Source organism: Ilumatobacter sp. (assembly GCF_041688325.1).
In the GTDB taxonomy this organism is placed as follows: Bacteria; Actinomycetota; Acidimicrobiia; order Acidimicrobiales; family Ilumatobacteraceae; genus Ilumatobacter_A.
The window spans coordinates 1-13,980 of the sequence record NZ_JBDNIJ010000223.1 but is presented as its reverse complement, the minus strand read 5'-3'; the positions used below and the strand labels follow the sequence as shown (position 1 = coordinate 13,980).

Below are 13,980 nucleotides of genomic sequence, written 5' to 3'. Positions count from 1 at the left end.
GGCCACACGCGCCGACGGCCCGAACGGCGAAGCTGGCTGGGTCATCAACGGCGTCAAGACGTGGTGCACATTCGGCGCCCGCGCCGACGCACTCACCCTGCTTGCTCGCACCGACCCCGATCGGTCCAAGACCCACAAGGGCTTGTCGCTGTTCATCGTTCCCAAGCCACGCGGCGACGCTCACGGTTTCGATTTCGCGCAGGACATCGACGGCAAGCCGACTGGCGGCACCATGACCGGCAGCCCGATCGACACGATCGGCTACCGCGGCATGCACTCCTACGAGATCGCTCTCGAAAACTGGTGGGTCCCTGCCGAGAACCAGGTCGGCATGGAAGAGGGCCTGGGCAAGGGCTTCTACTATCAGATGGCCGGTTTCGAGAACGGCCGCCTGCAGACCGCAGCCCGCGCCGTTGGTGTGATGCAGGCCGCCTACGAGTTAGGCCTCGATTACGCCGAAAACCGCAAGGTGTTCGGCGAGTCGATCATCGACTACCAGTTGATCCGCGCCAAGCTCGGTCGTATCGCGGTACTCACCCAGGCTGGCCGCCAGTTCAGCTACGCGGTGGCAACGTTGATGGCCAAGGGCCAGGGCCAAATGGAAGCATCGATGGTCAAGGCGTACGTCTGCCGGGCCGCCGAGTGGGTCACTCGCGAGTCGATGCAGATCCACGGCGGCATGGGTTACGCCGAGGAGTATGAGATCAGCCGCCTGTTCGTCGATGCCCGCGTGCTCAGCATCTTCGAAGGCGCCGACGAGACCCTGTGCCTCAAGGTCATCGCCCGTCAGCTGATCGCCGACAGCAAGCAAGACTGAAGCCACCCCAAAACCGGCGAAGGCGTGAGGTTCAAGCGCCCCGCGTGCGCGCCTACCTCACGCCTTCACTGGAGCACTGCAGTCGGAGCGCTGCTTACGACGGGAGATCGGCAGGGTCGATGTCTCCGGCAATCTCGTAGATGTTGTCGATCCGGTGGCACCCGAGCACGGCCGAATGCTCGCGGACCCGATCCTTGCCGGGCGCCACGTACACACAGAAGGTCCGGATCACGCCGTCGTCGTCGACTGCGACTTGGGAACGTTCCCACGTGAGGTCAGAGAAGCTGTCGTCGATGATGCGCTTCGACAGCACGGCCATCTTTGCGAGTTCGGCTTCGTCCATCTGGTCCCAGACACGTTCAACCAAAAATTTCGGCATGATCTCGAACCCTCCGCTCACTCGAAGTCGTCAGGTCCAACGACCTGCACGGCACTGATCTTGTCACACGGCAATCCGGCCGCTGCTGCGTGCTCGCGGATGGCTTCCTCGCTCGCTGCCTCGTACAGGCAGTAGGTGACGAGGCCGTCGGTGGTGTCGACCGCGTGCGACTGCTTCCAGACGATGGTGTCAGCGAAATCTTCGACGGCACACTGCTTTGACTTCGACCCGCCGGCGGCGAGTTGTTCCGGGGTGATGTGACCGAAGTTGCGTTCGATCAGGTAGCTCTGCATGGGGTTTCCTTCGCTTTCGGGTTGGTGTTGCTTGGTGATGTCCATCGTGCGGGCTCGCTCTGGAGTGGCGCTGGAGGCAGACTGAAGAAATGGAGGTTCGTCTGCTTGGCTGTATCGAGGTCGACCTCGACGACCAACCCGGCATTCGAATCGGCGCTGCGAAGGCGCGCTGGCTGCTCGCCTTTCTGGCCTTGGACGCTGGTCGGAGCCGGTCGGTCGACTCGATCATCGACGCACTGTGGGGCGAGCACCCCCCGGCGTCTGCATCAAACCTGGTGCAGGGGTACGTCTCAGATCTGCGCAAGGTTGTCGGTCGTCAGCACATCCAGACCACCGAGAATGGATATTCCCTGCTCATCGAGGACGACGCGGTCGATGTCGTGCGGTTCCAGCAACTCGTTCGTCGTGCCCGATCGGCCGAAACGGCTGAGCCGCAATTCGCGCTGACGTTGCTCGGCGAGGCGTTGACGCTCGGGGCTGGCATGCCGTTCGGGGAGGTACCGCCGGACGGGCCGCTTGCCGCATGGTCAGCCAGGTTGACCGAACAGTGGGTCGACGCTGCCGAGTTGCACGCCCAGACGCTCCTCAACCTCGGCGCGCACCACGACGCTGTAGCCAAACTTGATGAACTGATCGAGCAGCACCCGTACCGCGAGGGCCTCAGAGCCACGCTCGCAGTTGCGCTCTACCAGAGCGACCGGCAGGTCGAAGCGCTGCGCTGCCTCGCCGACGCTCGCCGCGTGTTGGCCGACGACCTGGGTGTGTCACCGGGACGACGCCTCGTCGACGTCGAGCAGCAGATCCTCAATCACGACCCTGCACTCGCTGTTCCCGCCGTACAGGTCGCTCCGTTGGCGTCACCGACGATGGTCGGACGCACAGCCGAGCTGGCCCGCCTGCAGAACCGTCTGGCACAAACAACAAGTGGCGCGCAGCACATGATCTTCGTCGGTGGCGAACCGGGCATCGGCAAGACCACATTGGCGCGGGAGGTGGCGCGCGTTGTTGTCGGTGACGACACCGTGGTGCTGGTCGGCAGGTGCGATGAGCACGTCGTTGTACCGTACCGGCCATTCATCGAAGCACTCACCAATCACGTCCGGTCGATCGGTGATGACGCGACCGACGCGCTCATCGGTCAGCGGTGGGACATCGCCATCGAGGTCGTTCCATCGCTCCGTACTGCTCGCCCATCTGGCCGAGAAGTAGGCGGGCGCCCCTCATCGGCGACCGAGATCACGTTGCTCGAACGCTTCGACACGTTCTGTTGGATGTTGCAGCAGATCCAGGGCAGCCGGCGGCTGATCTTGATTCTCGAAGATCTGCATTGGGCAGATTCGGCAACCTTGCGATTGCTGCACTACTTAGCAGCTGGGCACCGGTTGCCGGGTTCGATGGTCATCGGCACATATCGCACAACGGAACCCGCGGAATTGTTCGAAGATATCCTCGCCGACCTTCGGACCGAGCCGCAGGTGGAGCGGATGTTGTTGAGCGGGCTGCCCGCCACCGACCTCATGCTGCTGATGCCGAGTGGCCCACTGAGCAGCGACGACGAGACTGCAAGTTGGGTGTTCCGCGAGACCGACGGCAATCCGTTTCTCGCCGTCGAGATCATCGGCCACATCGCCGAGACAGGTTCGCGTGATGGTGTTCCCGTTGGCGTCGCTGAGGTAGTTGAGCGACGGTTGCGTCGGCTCTCACCCGAGACCCAGATGCTGCTCGAGTACGCTGCTGTTCTCGGCGAAGCAGCCCCGGTCAGCCTGCTCCGACAATTCGCGGACGTGGTCCCAGACGTGCCAGCAGCGCTTGCCGAGGCGACCCAGGCAGGCATCTTGGCCGAGGTCGACCACGGCGAACGGCAGTATCAGTTCACGCATGCAATCATCCGCAAAGCCGCCACGGCATCGATGTCAGCGCTCCACCTCGAAGATCTCCACGTGGCCGCGGCGGGCGCGTGGGCGTCGCAGCCGCGGTCCGATCGCGTCACGGTGGCCGTCGCCTCCCATTGCCTCGCGGCGGGTGCCGCAGCTGGGCTCAATGAAGCGGTCGAAGCGTTCACTGCAGCAGGTGCCGAAAGTGATCGCACTGGCGCCAAGGTCGAAGCAGTGAAATGGTACGACAGAGCGTTGACTCGTCTCCCGGACGGCGATCCTCGCCGGGCCACGCTGCGGTTGAAGAAGTTCGTCGCGGCACAGGCGGCGTGGCACTGGCTGCACGGCGACTACGGCCGCCCAGACCCCCCGAACGCGTGAGATAGGTGCACCACATGCGCACCTACCTCACGCCTTACTCGGCGGCCGGTTTACTCCAGGACGGCGTCGGTGGGAAGTCCGTACGGGCTCGCAACGCTCACGTACGGCTCGGCGTCGCCGGTCCAATTCATCGCCAGGATCTGCCCAGCACTCCGTCGTCCGCTGAAGGCTCGAAGCAGATCGAACGCCGATCCGGTCACGACTGCTGACGGCTCACCATCACCCGACTGCCAGACCCGCTCACCGGCTTCCACCCGAACCACGGGTAGCCCAGCGTTTGCTGCACGTTCGCAGAAGAACGGTCCATAACGTTCGAGCCCCATTCGCACTGCGGCCGTGTCGCGGTCGCCTTGTCGTCCCAGCGCCTGATTGATGTCGTGATAGTGCGTGATCAGGTCGGCGCCAGCTCGCAGGGGCCACACTGGGTTCGCGTCACCCAACGCAGTGAACCGAGGCGCCAGCGAACTCCATTCGTCACAAATTTCGTTCATTGTCTTGCCAGCGCGAGTACTGACATGGATGGCTGTCCACTCATCGGTTCCAATGGCGGCCAAGTTGTCGGACAGAATGTCGTCGACGATGCCAACCACATGTGCAACCACATCTCTGATCGACCAGTCGGGCGACTGCGGAACCTTCAGGTCGGCCTCTTCAGCAGTCAAGCTTCGCGCCAACGCAATCATTTCAGCCCGGAGCTCGACATAGATTTCGGCGTTCGTCGATGGCTTCGTCATAAAACCAGTATCACCGAGCGGACGATGGCGGACGCCTTCGAACAACTCCAGCGTCAACACGGAATCCTGCATCCTGTCGCCTCTGCGGCACCGAATACTTCGTATGAGGCCATCCGACTTCAACATGTCGCTTCGTGGATCTTCGAGCCATATCGGCCGTCGCCGTACGTTGCAGCGTGTGCTCGGGTTCGCTGGCGTTGCGCTCCTCATCGCCAGCTGCGCAAGCGAGGCACCAGCCAATTCCGCTCAGCCAACACCCGCAATCACCGTCACCGCCGTCACGCCCAGCACCCTCGCTGATCCCCCACCGGCAACTGCCGCTGATCCCCCACCGGCAATGACTGCTGCGCCAGAGACAGCCGACATCGCCGCGCCTCCATCCACGATCGCTGAGCCACCAGCGACAACGGCACCCGCGACAACGGCACCCGCGACGCCGGCAGTCGCATGTCGACGGCTGACCGACTTCGACGGCGGCAACTTCGACGGCGCCGGGGGCTGGGTCGTCGTGAACGACGGCGTCATGGGCGGACGTTCCAACGGCGTCATCGAGTCCACCGACTCAGCGATGCGGTTCACGGGCGACGTCGTGACAGCAGGCGGCGGCTTCACGTCGGTCCGGCTGCTCCTGACCGGCGATGAGCTCACCGACTCTGACTACCTCGCATTGCGTGTCCGCTCCGACGAACGCACCTACGGGCTCACCCTCGAAGACACAGCACAAACCGGCGGTCGGTCGATCTCACACCGAGCCGACCTCATCATCGACGGTCCGGCCGATGCCGACGGATGGCAAACAGCGGCCGTGTCGTACGCCGAGCTGCGCCCGTCAGTGTTCGGTCAACCGCTCGATGCTCCGGCGTTCAACCCCGACCAGGCAGTCGAATTCGGCATCATCATCGCTGATGGCATCGACGGCCCATTCGAGGTCGAGGTCGACTGGATCGACGCCTGCATCAGCCAATAACCGAACAGCCACTCAAGCCCCTGGCTGCCTGGTTCGTTGGCTGCCTGGAGATGTCACACTGGCGTATGACCGAGATCGAGCTTCGTTCAGACAACGCTGCGGGGGTCGCCCCCGAGATTATGGCGGCGGTTGCTGCGGCCAACCCAGGTTCGGCGCTCGCCTATGGCGACGACCACGTCACCACACGACTCGAGGCCGTCGTGCGCGACGTGTTCGAGCATCCGACGGCGCGGGTCTTCCCCGTCACCAGCGGAACTGCCGCTAACGCCCTCGCCCTCACATCGCTCTGCCCACCCTGGGGTGCCGTGCTGTGCCACGAGTCAGCACACATCTTGAAAAGCGAAGGTGGCGCAACGTCGATGCTCGGCGGCGGCGCCGTGATGCAGGGCGTGCCGGGCAGCAACCACCGGGTTCATCCCGATGGGCTGCAGGCCGCACTCGACGCTGTCCGCTGGGGTGACCCGCATCATTCCCAGCCTGCCGTGCTCTCGCTCACACAACCGACCGACATGGGCACCGTCTACACGGTCGCCGAGATCACTGCGCTGGCCGACACTGCCCGTGATCGCGGGCTGCGCGTCCACATCGACGGGGCGCGTATCGCCAACGCAACCGCTCGGCTGGGCTGCTCCCCTGCCGACATTACCTGGCGGGCAGGCGTCGACGTCTTCTCACTCGGCGCCACCAAGAATGGAGCGCTCTCAGCCGAGGCGATCGTCGTGTTCGACAACAACGCTGCAGACGAGCTCGTCTACCGCACCAAGCGATCCGGTCACGTCACGTCGAAGATGCGATTCCAGTCGGCACAGCTGATCGCCTACCTCACCGACGACCTGTGGTTGCGGTTGGCCGCTCACTCGAACCAGCAGATGGAGCAACTGGCCGCAGGCCTCGCTGAGGCAGGCGTTGAGTTTCTCAACCCGCCGGACGTGAACATGCTGTTTGCCCGCGTCCCAGACGAAGCAGCAACCCAGTTGGAAGCCGCCGGCCTGCTCTTCTACCGGATCGCCCCCGGCCTGATCCGTCTCGTGACGAGCTGGCAGACCAGTGATGACGACATCGACCAGACGTTGGAACGATTTGCCGCCGTGCTCGCAAATACCCGGGAGGGCTGGCTTCTCAGACCAGCTGGCTCGCCAACACCTGAACCGAGCTGATTCGCTCGAAGTCGGCTCCGTCGTGATCGTTGTACGGGTCGATCAGGATGGAGTGCAAGCCTGCAGCACGCGACGACACGATGTCCATAGCGACGGAGTCGCCGACGTACGCAATCCGCTCGGGAGAGAACTCGGCGAAGTGCGGCAGCGCAAAGTCAAAAATTCGTGGGCTTGGCTTTTCGACTCCGACAACCTGGCTATCAACGATGCATCGCATGGCGGTGAAGTCGCCAAGACCGACTTGGCAGACCGAGCGATTGAGCGAGCCTTCGACCTGCCCGGCTGCGTTCGAGACAACACCCATCGGCACACCTGCTGCTGCGAGCTGCTGGAGCGCAGCGAGCGTCTCAGGAATTGGCCACCGCCACAGATCAGGTGTGCGGGTCCGATTGAGAACATCGGCAGCCTCGGCCAGATCGGCGTCACGCACTCCGACTGCTGCGACATAGGCCTCGTCGTAAACAAGCCATTCAGCCTCAGACGAGCCTGCCTTCGACTTGGCTGCCATAGCGGCATAGTGCGCCCGACGATGTGCCTCGACCGTGGTGTCGCCACCGTAGAAATCGAGGAGCGGGGCGAGCACCGTCGGGTCGGGCAGGACGAGAACCCCGCCCGCGTCGAACAGAACTGCGTCGAAACGGGATGTCATCGTTCAGCTGTCGTCAGCCGCCGCCGAGGTCGGCGAGGCGGTCGAGGCCGATGCCGCAGTCCTCGAACACGCCGAGCATCGCTCCGATGTCACCGCTCTGCACGGACGGATCATTGAAGTCGAGCTTGTCGGCGATGCACTCTGCTTCCTCGTTGGCCAGGCCAATCGATACGAACTGGGCAACCAACTGCTCGCGAATCGTGCCATCGTCGAGGTTGAAATCATCAGAGTCGTCCATGGCGTCGCCACTGGCAACAACGGTGCCATCGTCCGAAACAACCGGGTCTGTGTCGGTATCTGCACTGTCGTCGCCACTGAAGCTGCTGTCGCAGTTGGTTTCTGTGTAGGCGTCAAGTTTGTCTGACGCCGCGTCAAGTTCGCCCTCGAGCGTCGAGTTCTCGAGGAACCCCAGGTCTATGTCGAGGACGTTGTAGTCGGCAGCCTTGAATGCGTCAATCAGCATCTGGGTGGCCTCGGCGACTTTCTTGGCTGGTTCCTTGATTTCGTCAGGCGCCTCATCTGTCAGACGCTGAACGAAGGACTCAACCAGAATCATGCCGTCCTTCAATTCGCTTGGGTCGGTGCCGGGCGAAGCGAAGAACTCATCGACAACGTCGAATTCGACGCCGAAATCACACCAGCTCGCGGCAGTCGCGCCACCAGCCGGGCCGGAGGCTGAGCCGCCACATGCAGCAAACAGCAATGGCACGACAGCGAGTAGTGCCATGAGCTTGCGATGCCGAGACATTGATTTGTTCACCATCATGGAGGTAATGATACTTGCCCGGCGCCGGCGGAAACCGGCACTTCGGCTCAGGCGAGGTGCTGGTGCAGGAACGCCGTTGCTTGGGGCCAGATGGCAGCAATGCGCTCGGCGTCCTGCGTGCCGAGTGCGTTGTGCGGCGCCATGAATGCGTGGCCGGTTCCCGCGTGCACCGTCAGCGTCACGTCTTTGCCCATCGCCTGCAGGCGGGCTTCGAGCTCTTTGGCCGCTGCCGGCGGGAAGAAGTCGTCGTGCTCGGCCATGTGCCCCTGGACCGACGCGGTCATCGTTGCGTAATCGGGCTGATCGTCGCCCTGCGGAAATCCGTAGAACGGAACAGCGACCTTGACCCGGTCGGGACGCAGCGATGCGAGAACAAACGTGAGGAGCCCGCCCATACAGAAACCGACGACGCCGATGCCCTCGCCGATGGTCGCCTCGTGCTCGACGAGATAGTCGACAGCGCCGCTCATGTCGCGGCCTGCACGATCAGCAGGCAGCGCGTTCATCAACTCGCCGGCCTTGTCCATCTCGTCGTGAGCTGCAAGTTCGCCGTGATAGAGATCGGGGGCCAGCGCGACGAAGCCTGCTGTAGCGAGGCGGTCGGCCATCTCCTTGATGCCGGAGTCGAGGCCCCACCACTCTTGGACGACGATCACCCCGGGGCCGGAGCCGCTTTCCGGCACAGCGAGATACCCGCGTGCGTTGTTGCCGTTACTGGGGAACTCGACCATCTCAGTGCTCATCCCTCGAACGTACCGCGGTCACACTGTGCCGGTCACACTGTGCCGGTCACACTGTGCCTGGCACAGTGTGACCGCCTGTCAGCGATCTGACGGGAAGCCGAGGTCGATCGTGCTCTGCGCCGGATCGGGCCAGCGACTCGTGACGACCTTGCCTTGCGTGTAGAAGTTGATGCCCTCGGGGCCGTACATGTGCGTGTCGCCGAACAGGCTCGCCTTCCACCCACCGAAGCTGTAGTAGCTCACCGGCACCGGGATCGGCACGTTGATGCCCACCATGCCGACCTGCACGTCGAACTGGAACTGCCGAGCAGCGCCGCCGTCACGGGTGAAGATCGCGACGCCATTGGCGAACTGGTTCGCGTTGATGGTCTCGAGGCCCTCTTGGTATCCCGAGACGCGCATCACGCTGAGCACGGGGCCGAAGATCTCGTCGTCGTAACACGCCATGCCTGGCTTGACATTGTCGATCAGCGTCGGGTTGATGAAGTAGCCATCGGCCGGAAGGTTGTCGCGGCCGTCAACGACGATCGTCGCGCCATCGGCGGGCGCACCGTCGATGTAGCCCTTCACCTTGTCGCGATGTTCCGCGGTGATCAGCGGGCCCATCTCGTTGTCGGGTTCGTTGCCTGGGCCGACCTTGATACCGGGAATGCGGGCCGCGATCTTGGCAACGAGTTCGTCGGCAATCGCATCAGCCGCAAGCACCACGCTGACAGCCATGCACCGCTCACCGGCTGAGCCGTAGGCGGCACCGATCAGGGCGTCTGCGGCCATGTCGAGGTCAGCGTCTGGCAGCACCAGCATGTGGTTCTTCGCACCGCCGAGTGCCTGCACGCGCTTGCCGTTCTTCGTGCCGGTCTCATAGATGTAACGAGCGATCGGCGTCGAGCCAACAAAGCTCACCGCTGCAATGTCGGCGTGTCCGAGGATCGTGTCGACAGCGAGCTTGTCGCCCTGCACGACGTTGAACACGCCGGCGGGAAGCCCGGCCTGAGCGAACAGCTCGGCGATGAACATCACCGCTGAAGGGTCCTTCTCGCTGGGCTTCAGGATGAACGTGTTACCGCACGCAATGGCGTTGGAAAACATCCACATCGGGACCATCGCTGGGAAGTTGAACGGCGTGATACCGGCAACGACGCCGAGCGGTTGACGGATCGAATACACGTCGACACCCGTTGCTGCCTGCTCGCTGTAGGAGCCCTTGATCAGCTCCGAGATACCACAGGCATACTCGACGTTCTCGAGGCCACGGGACACTTCGCCCATCGCGTCAGACACAACCTTGCCGTGCTCGTTACTCACCAGCGTGGCGATCTTGAGCTTGTTTGCGTCGATCAATTCCCGGAAACGGAACATGATCTCGGCGCGCTTCGTGAGCGACGTCGAGCGCCAGCCTGGAAACGCCGCCTTCGCCGCCGCGACTGCTGCGTCGACCTCGGCAACCGATGCCAAGCCGACCGACGCCGCCTGCTCGCCCGTGGCCGGGTTGTACACCGGCGAGGTGTTGCCAGATGTCGAGAGCACGGCAGCGCCGTTGATCCAGTGTGCGATGGTGTCCATATCGGTCCCTTGTTCGAAAATTAGAGCGCTCTAATAATGTACGACTCTAGACGATACGCAGCGTTCGGAAAAGCGCAATATCCCCAACGATTTACTGCTTTGCAAACGCCTGTTCGCGCAGCGCCGGAATGATGTGCTCGCCGTACTGCTGCAGCGTGTGATCTTTGCCGTCGTGCTGCAGATAGATCGCGAACTGATCGACACCCAGCGCCTGCAGCGCGAGCAGTCGTTCGAGTTGTGCTTCAACCGGGCCGAGGATGCAGAACCGATCGACGATCTCGTCAGGCACGAATGCAGCGTGAGTGTTTCCCACCTGGCCGTGCTGGTTGTAGTCGTAGGCCTCGCGACCAGCGATGTAGTCGGTCAGCGCCTGTGGCACCGGTGCAGCATCGCCGTATCGGGTCACGATGTCTGCCACGTGGTTGCCAACCATGCCGCCAAACCAGCGGCACTGGTCACGCATGTACGCCAGGTTGTCGGTTGGCCCCACGTAGGCCGGAGCAGCGATACACATCGTGATGTCGTCGGGGTTGCGACCGGCATCGCTGGCTGCGGTTCGTACCGCGTTGATCATCCACTCGGTGATCGAGAGGTCAGCCAACTGCAGGATGAATCCGTCGCACGTCTCACCGATCATCTTGAGGGCCTTCGGGCCGTAGCCCGCCCCCCAGACTTCGAGCTCGCTCTTCGCTGCCCACGGCAGGGTGATGGTTGAGCCGTTGTATTCGACACTCCGACCGCAGCCGAGTTCGCGGATGACGTTGATCGAGTCACGCATCGTGGCCAACGTCGTCGGCTTGCCGTTGGTGACCCGCACAGCCGAGTCGCCGCGGCCAATCCCGCAGACGGTGCGGTTCCCGTACATTTCGTTGAGCGTTGCGTACGTCGATGCGGTGACGGTCCAGTCGCGCGTTGCCGGGTTGGTGACCATTGGCCCAACCACGATGTTGCGTGTCTCGGCGAGGATCTGGGAGTAGATGACGTAGGGCTCTTCCCACAGGATGTGGGAATCAAACGTCCACACGTGGCTGAACCCATACGCCTCGGCGCGGCGGGCGAGGTCAATCACCCGCGCCGCTGGCGGGGTGGTCTGTAGTACAACTCCAATGTCCATCAGATGTCTCCGTCTTCGTCGGTGTCAGTGGATGTACCGGTTGAGGCTGCGTTTGACGAACTGGCCGTGACCCTTGGCTCCAAGGTAGGTGTCGTTCGCCACGACGACGCGGCCACGTGAGATCACCGTATCGACCTTGCCATCCACTTCGAATCCCTCGTACGACGAGTGGTCCATGGCCATGTGGTGTTTGTCGTTGACACCAATCTTGGTCTTGGTATTTGGATCCCACACAAGAACGTCCGCGTCGGCGCCGGGCTCAAGGACACCCTTTTTCTCGAGGCCAAACATGCGCGCCGGGGTGGTGCAACAGGTCTCGACCCAGCGTTCGAGGGTCATCTCCCCCATCACCACGCCTTGGTAGATCATTTCCATGCGGTGCTCAACACCACCCATGCCGTTCGGGATCTTCGAAAAATCACCGAGACCAAGTTCTTTTTGATCTTTCATGCAGAACGGGCAATGGTCGGTGGACACCACGGCCAGTTCGTTCATCCGCAGGCCCTTCCACAGATCCTTCTGGTGGTGCTCGTGCTTCGAGCGCAGCGGCGTCGAGCACACCCATTTCGCCCCTTCGAAGCCGGGCTGAGCGAGGTGGTCCTCGATCGACAGGTACAGGTATTGCGGGCAGGTCTCAGCAAACACGTTGAGGCCCATGTGCTGAGCACGCGACACCTCTTCAAGCGCCTCTGATGCCGACATATGCACGATGTAGAGCGGCACGTTGCCGGCGACACGAGCCAGCTTGATGGCGCGGTGGGTGGCCTCTGACTCGAGCTCTTCGGGTCGGGTGTACGAGTGATATTTCGGGTCGCTGTCGCCACGCGCCAGCGACTGGGCGACCAGCACGTCAATGGCGATGCCGTTCTCGGCGTGCATCATCATCAACGCACCTGATTCCGATGCGTTCTGCATCGCGCGCAGGATCTTGCCGTCGTCGGAGTAGAAGACACCCGGGTACGCCATGAACATCTTGAAGCTCGTGATGCCTTCGTTCTCGACGAGGTAGGTCATTGCCTCCAGCGATGCCTCGTTCACGTCACCGATGATCTGGTGGAAGGCGTAGTCGACGTGGCATTCGCCAGCGGCTTCGATGTGTCGGGCAGCGAGGGCCTCGCGTACGTCGAGCCCGACTGTCTGGGACGCGAAGTCGATGATCGTGGTCACGCCTCCCCACGCGGCAGCCCGCGAGCCCGTATCGAAGTCGTCGGCGGACACCGTTCCACCGAACGGCAGCGACATGTGGACGTGGGCATCGACGCCACCAGGCACGACGTACTTCCCGGTCGCGTCAATCACCACGTCGGGTGTGATGCCGTAGGCCGCAGCGTGCCCCGGAGCGAGGATCGCGGCGATCGATTCGCCGTCGATCAGCACATCGGCTTCGCGCCGTCCGATTGCCGAGACGACGGTTCCACCTTGGATGAGCGTGGTGGCCACGGTCAGCCTTCCACCAGCTCGCCGTATGCCTCGGGGCGACGGTCGCGGTAGAACTGCCAGCCATCGCGGACTTCACGGATGAGGTCGAGGTCGAATTCACGGACGATGAGTTCGGGCTCGGTTGCACTCCCTTTGTCGCCGACGTACTCGCCGCGCGGCCCAATGAAGTAGCTCTGACCATAGAAGTCGTTCTCACCCAGATCTTCGATGCCGACACGGTTGATCGCACCGACGTAGTACATGTTTGCCACGGCCGCTGCCGGCTGTTCGATCGACCAGAGGTACTCGCTCAGGCCGCGGTGAGTCGCTGACGGATTGAAGACAATCTCGGCGCCGTTCAGGCCAAGCGCACGCCAGCCTTCGGGGAAGTGGCGGTCGTAGCAGATGTAGACACCAACCTTGCCGACGGCGGTGTCGAAGATCGGGTAACCGCCGTTGCCGGGCTTGAAATAGAACTTCTCCCAGAAGCCCTTCACTTGCGGGATGTGCTGCTTGCGGTACTTGCCGAGGTAGGTGCCATCAGCGTCAATGACCGCAGCGGTGTTGTAGTACACGCCCGGTTGTTCGATCTCGTACATCGGCAGAACCATCACCATGTTGAGTTCCTTGGCGAGCGCCTGGAAACGTTTCGTGGTTGGCCCGTCGGGGATGTATTCGGTGTACTCGTAGTACTCGGCGTCCTGCACTTGACAGAAATAGGGGCCGTAGAACAGCTCCTGGAAGCAAATAATCTGTGCACCCTGTGCGGCTGCTTCGCGCGCCGCCTCCTCGTGCTTGACGATCATCGACTCTTTGTCGCCCGTCCAGTCAGTCTGCAGAAGTGCTGCCTTCACGATGTTTGCCATGTCCGGACACTACGACATGTCGGCCGCGCGGCAAACAGTTCACCCCGGCTGGGTGAACCGAGTGCCGCTCAGCGCCGCTCGATGCCCGTGAGTGCAATGACGAGGCGGTCCTCGTCGCGGGATGCAGCGAAGTCGACCTCGCCCAGCACGCGCCATTCGTCGTGGCCCTCGGGATCATGAATGGTCTGGCTCACCGCGCCAGACGCCCAGTCGAGCTGGAAACGACTGGAATGGCGAGCGTCGCCGTCGATCTCAATT

15 protein-coding genes and 2 pseudogenes are annotated in these 13,980 nt (G+C 62.8%); 6 read left to right on the top strand and 11 right to left on the bottom strand.

The genetic code is table 11. The features are described from left to right. Positions 1-43 precede the first annotated feature (43 nt). From ACH2EI_RS12905 to ACH2EI_RS12895, 3 genes and pseudogenes are all read left to right on the top strand, one after another. Positions 44-151: pseudogene (locus ACH2EI_RS12905) on the top strand (hypothetical protein); the annotation flags it as partial. A gap of 101 nt (positions 152-252) precedes the next feature. Beyond that, positions 253-405 (top strand): annotated as a pseudogene (locus ACH2EI_RS12900) (hypothetical protein); the annotation flags it as partial. Next, positions 332-817 (top strand): acyl-CoA dehydrogenase family protein, encoded by a 486-nt coding sequence (locus ACH2EI_RS12895; RefSeq protein ID WP_395160302.1) that lies wholly within the window; start codon positions 332-334, stop codon positions 815-817. The pseudogene ACH2EI_RS12900 and the gene ACH2EI_RS12895, both read left to right, overlap by 74 nt. Positions 818-911: 94 nt before the next feature. Here the strand turns inward: ACH2EI_RS12895 and ACH2EI_RS12890 are convergent, their stop codons facing one another. After that, a complete protein-coding gene (locus ACH2EI_RS12890) occupies positions 912-1,196 on the bottom strand; it encodes a nickel-binding protein (protein WP_395157035.1) in 285 nt (94 codons plus the stop codon). Positions 1,197-1,213: 17 nt separating this feature from the next. After that, positions 1,214-1,534, bottom strand: a complete 321-nt coding sequence (locus tag ACH2EI_RS12885; RefSeq protein WP_395157033.1) for a DUF4242 domain-containing protein — start codon at positions 1,532-1,534, stop codon at positions 1,214-1,216. A gap of 44 nt (positions 1,535-1,578) precedes the next feature. Between ACH2EI_RS12885 and ACH2EI_RS12880 the strand changes: the two genes are divergently transcribed. Beyond that, positions 1,579-3,744, top strand: a complete 2,166-nt coding sequence (locus ACH2EI_RS12880) for a tetratricopeptide repeat protein (protein ID WP_395160300.1) — start codon at positions 1,579-1,581, stop codon at positions 3,742-3,744. A gap of 50 nt (positions 3,745-3,794) precedes the next feature. On the opposite strand, the gene ACH2EI_RS12875 is transcribed toward ACH2EI_RS12880, so the two are convergent. Beyond that, complete coding sequence (locus ACH2EI_RS12875) at positions 3,795-4,550, bottom strand: maleylpyruvate isomerase family mycothiol-dependent enzyme (RefSeq protein WP_395160298.1); 756 nt, start codon at positions 4,548-4,550, stop codon at positions 3,795-3,797. A 31-nt stretch (positions 4,551-4,581) separates the two neighbouring features. Between ACH2EI_RS12875 and ACH2EI_RS12870 the strand changes: the two genes are divergently transcribed. After that, positions 4,582-5,445 carry a CIA30 family protein gene (locus tag ACH2EI_RS12870; protein ID WP_395155244.1) on the top strand — a complete coding sequence of 288 codons (864 nt, stop codon included), beginning with the start codon at positions 4,582-4,584 and terminating at the stop codon, positions 5,443-5,445. A gap of 65 nt (positions 5,446-5,510) precedes the next feature. Next, positions 5,511-6,602: a threonine aldolase family protein gene (locus ACH2EI_RS12865; protein WP_395155245.1), complete on the top strand. Its 1,092-nt coding sequence runs from the start codon at positions 5,511-5,513 to the stop codon at positions 6,600-6,602. Here ACH2EI_RS12865 and ACH2EI_RS12860 read toward each other — a convergent pair. The 8 genes from ACH2EI_RS12860 to ACH2EI_RS12825 all read right to left on the bottom strand — a co-directional run. Then, the gene (locus ACH2EI_RS12860) at positions 6,565-7,251 is read right to left on the bottom strand and encodes an HAD family hydrolase (protein WP_395155246.1); all 687 of its coding nucleotides are present in this window, start codon (positions 7,249-7,251) and stop codon (positions 6,565-6,567) included. The two genes, ACH2EI_RS12865 and ACH2EI_RS12860, sit on opposite strands and share 38 nt — an antisense overlap. A 13-nt stretch (positions 7,252-7,264) precedes the next feature. Beyond that, positions 7,265-8,017 carry a hypothetical protein gene (locus tag ACH2EI_RS12855; protein ID WP_395160296.1) on the bottom strand — a complete coding sequence of 251 codons (753 nt, stop codon included), beginning with the start codon at positions 8,015-8,017 and terminating at the stop codon, positions 7,265-7,267. A gap of 47 nt (positions 8,018-8,064) precedes the next feature. Beyond that, positions 8,065-8,760 carry a dienelactone hydrolase family protein gene (locus ACH2EI_RS12850; protein WP_395155248.1) on the bottom strand — a complete coding sequence of 232 codons (696 nt, stop codon included), beginning with the start codon at positions 8,758-8,760 and terminating at the stop codon, positions 8,065-8,067. A gap of 78 nt (positions 8,761-8,838) precedes the next feature. Then, the gene (locus ACH2EI_RS12845) at positions 8,839-10,323 is read right to left on the bottom strand and encodes a CoA-acylating methylmalonate-semialdehyde dehydrogenase (RefSeq protein ID WP_395153708.1); all 1,485 of its coding nucleotides are present in this window, start codon (positions 10,321-10,323) and stop codon (positions 8,839-8,841) included. A 91-nt stretch (positions 10,324-10,414) separates the two neighbouring features. Next, positions 10,415-11,437: a TIGR03842 family LLM class F420-dependent oxidoreductase gene (locus tag ACH2EI_RS12840; RefSeq protein WP_395153707.1), complete on the bottom strand. Its 1,023-nt coding sequence runs from the start codon at positions 11,435-11,437 to the stop codon at positions 10,415-10,417. Positions 11,438-11,461: 24 nt separating this feature from the next. Next, complete coding sequence (hydA, locus tag ACH2EI_RS12835; RefSeq protein ID WP_395153706.1) at positions 11,462-12,877, bottom strand: dihydropyrimidinase; 1,416 nt, start codon at positions 12,875-12,877, stop codon at positions 11,462-11,464. A gap of 2 nt (positions 12,878-12,879) precedes the next feature. Further along, positions 12,880-13,722 carry a nitrilase-related carbon-nitrogen hydrolase gene (locus tag ACH2EI_RS12830; protein ID WP_395160294.1) on the bottom strand — a complete coding sequence of 281 codons (843 nt, stop codon included), beginning with the start codon at positions 13,720-13,722 and terminating at the stop codon, positions 12,880-12,882. Positions 13,723-13,790: 68 nt separating this feature from the next. Further along, positions 13,791-13,980: DUF3516 domain-containing protein (locus ACH2EI_RS12825; protein ID WP_395160292.1), on the bottom strand; the 190-nt coding region annotated here is incomplete at its 5' end.

Bases quoted from the DNA above. Each gene is read 5' to 3' on its own strand.
- ACH2EI_RS12860 (WP_395155246.1), bottom strand. From the start codon at position 7,251: ATGACATCCCGTTTCGACGCAGTTCTGTTCGACGCGGGCGGGGTTCTC.
- ACH2EI_RS12865 (WP_395155245.1), top strand. From the start codon at position 5,511: ATGACCGAGATCGAGCTTCGTTCAGACAACGCTGCGGGGGTCGCCCCC.
- ACH2EI_RS12850 (WP_395155248.1), bottom strand. From the start codon at position 8,760: ATGAGCACTGAGATGGTCGAGTTCCCCAGTAACGGCAACAACGCACGC.
- ACH2EI_RS12855 (WP_395160296.1), bottom strand. From the start codon at position 8,017: ATGATGGTGAACAAATCAATGTCTCGGCATCGCAAGCTCATGGCACTA.
- ACH2EI_RS12895 (WP_395160302.1), top strand. From the start codon at position 332: ATGGAAGAGGGCCTGGGCAAGGGCTTCTACTATCAGATGGCCGGTTTC.
- ACH2EI_RS12875 (WP_395160298.1), bottom strand. From the start codon at position 4,550: ATGCAGGATTCCGTGTTGACGCTGGAGTTGTTCGAAGGCGTCCGCCAT.
- ACH2EI_RS12890 (WP_395157035.1), bottom strand. From the start codon at position 1,196: ATGCCGAAATTTTTGGTTGAACGTGTCTGGGACCAGATGGACGAAGCC.
- ACH2EI_RS12840 (WP_395153707.1), bottom strand. From the start codon at position 11,437: ATGGACATTGGAGTTGTACTACAGACCACCCCGCCAGCGGCGCGGGTG.
- ACH2EI_RS12880 (WP_395160300.1), top strand. From the start codon at position 1,579: ATGGAGGTTCGTCTGCTTGGCTGTATCGAGGTCGACCTCGACGACCAA.
- ACH2EI_RS12885 (WP_395157033.1), bottom strand. From the start codon at position 1,534: ATGGACATCACCAAGCAACACCAACCCGAAAGCGAAGGAAACCCCATG.
- ACH2EI_RS12870 (WP_395155244.1), top strand. From the start codon at position 4,582: ATGAGGCCATCCGACTTCAACATGTCGCTTCGTGGATCTTCGAGCCAT.
- ACH2EI_RS12845 (WP_395153708.1), bottom strand. From the start codon at position 10,323: ATGGACACCATCGCACACTGGATCAACGGCGCTGCCGTGCTCTCGACA.
- ACH2EI_RS12830 (WP_395160294.1), bottom strand. From the start codon at position 13,722: ATGGCAAACATCGTGAAGGCAGCACTTCTGCAGACTGACTGGACGGGC.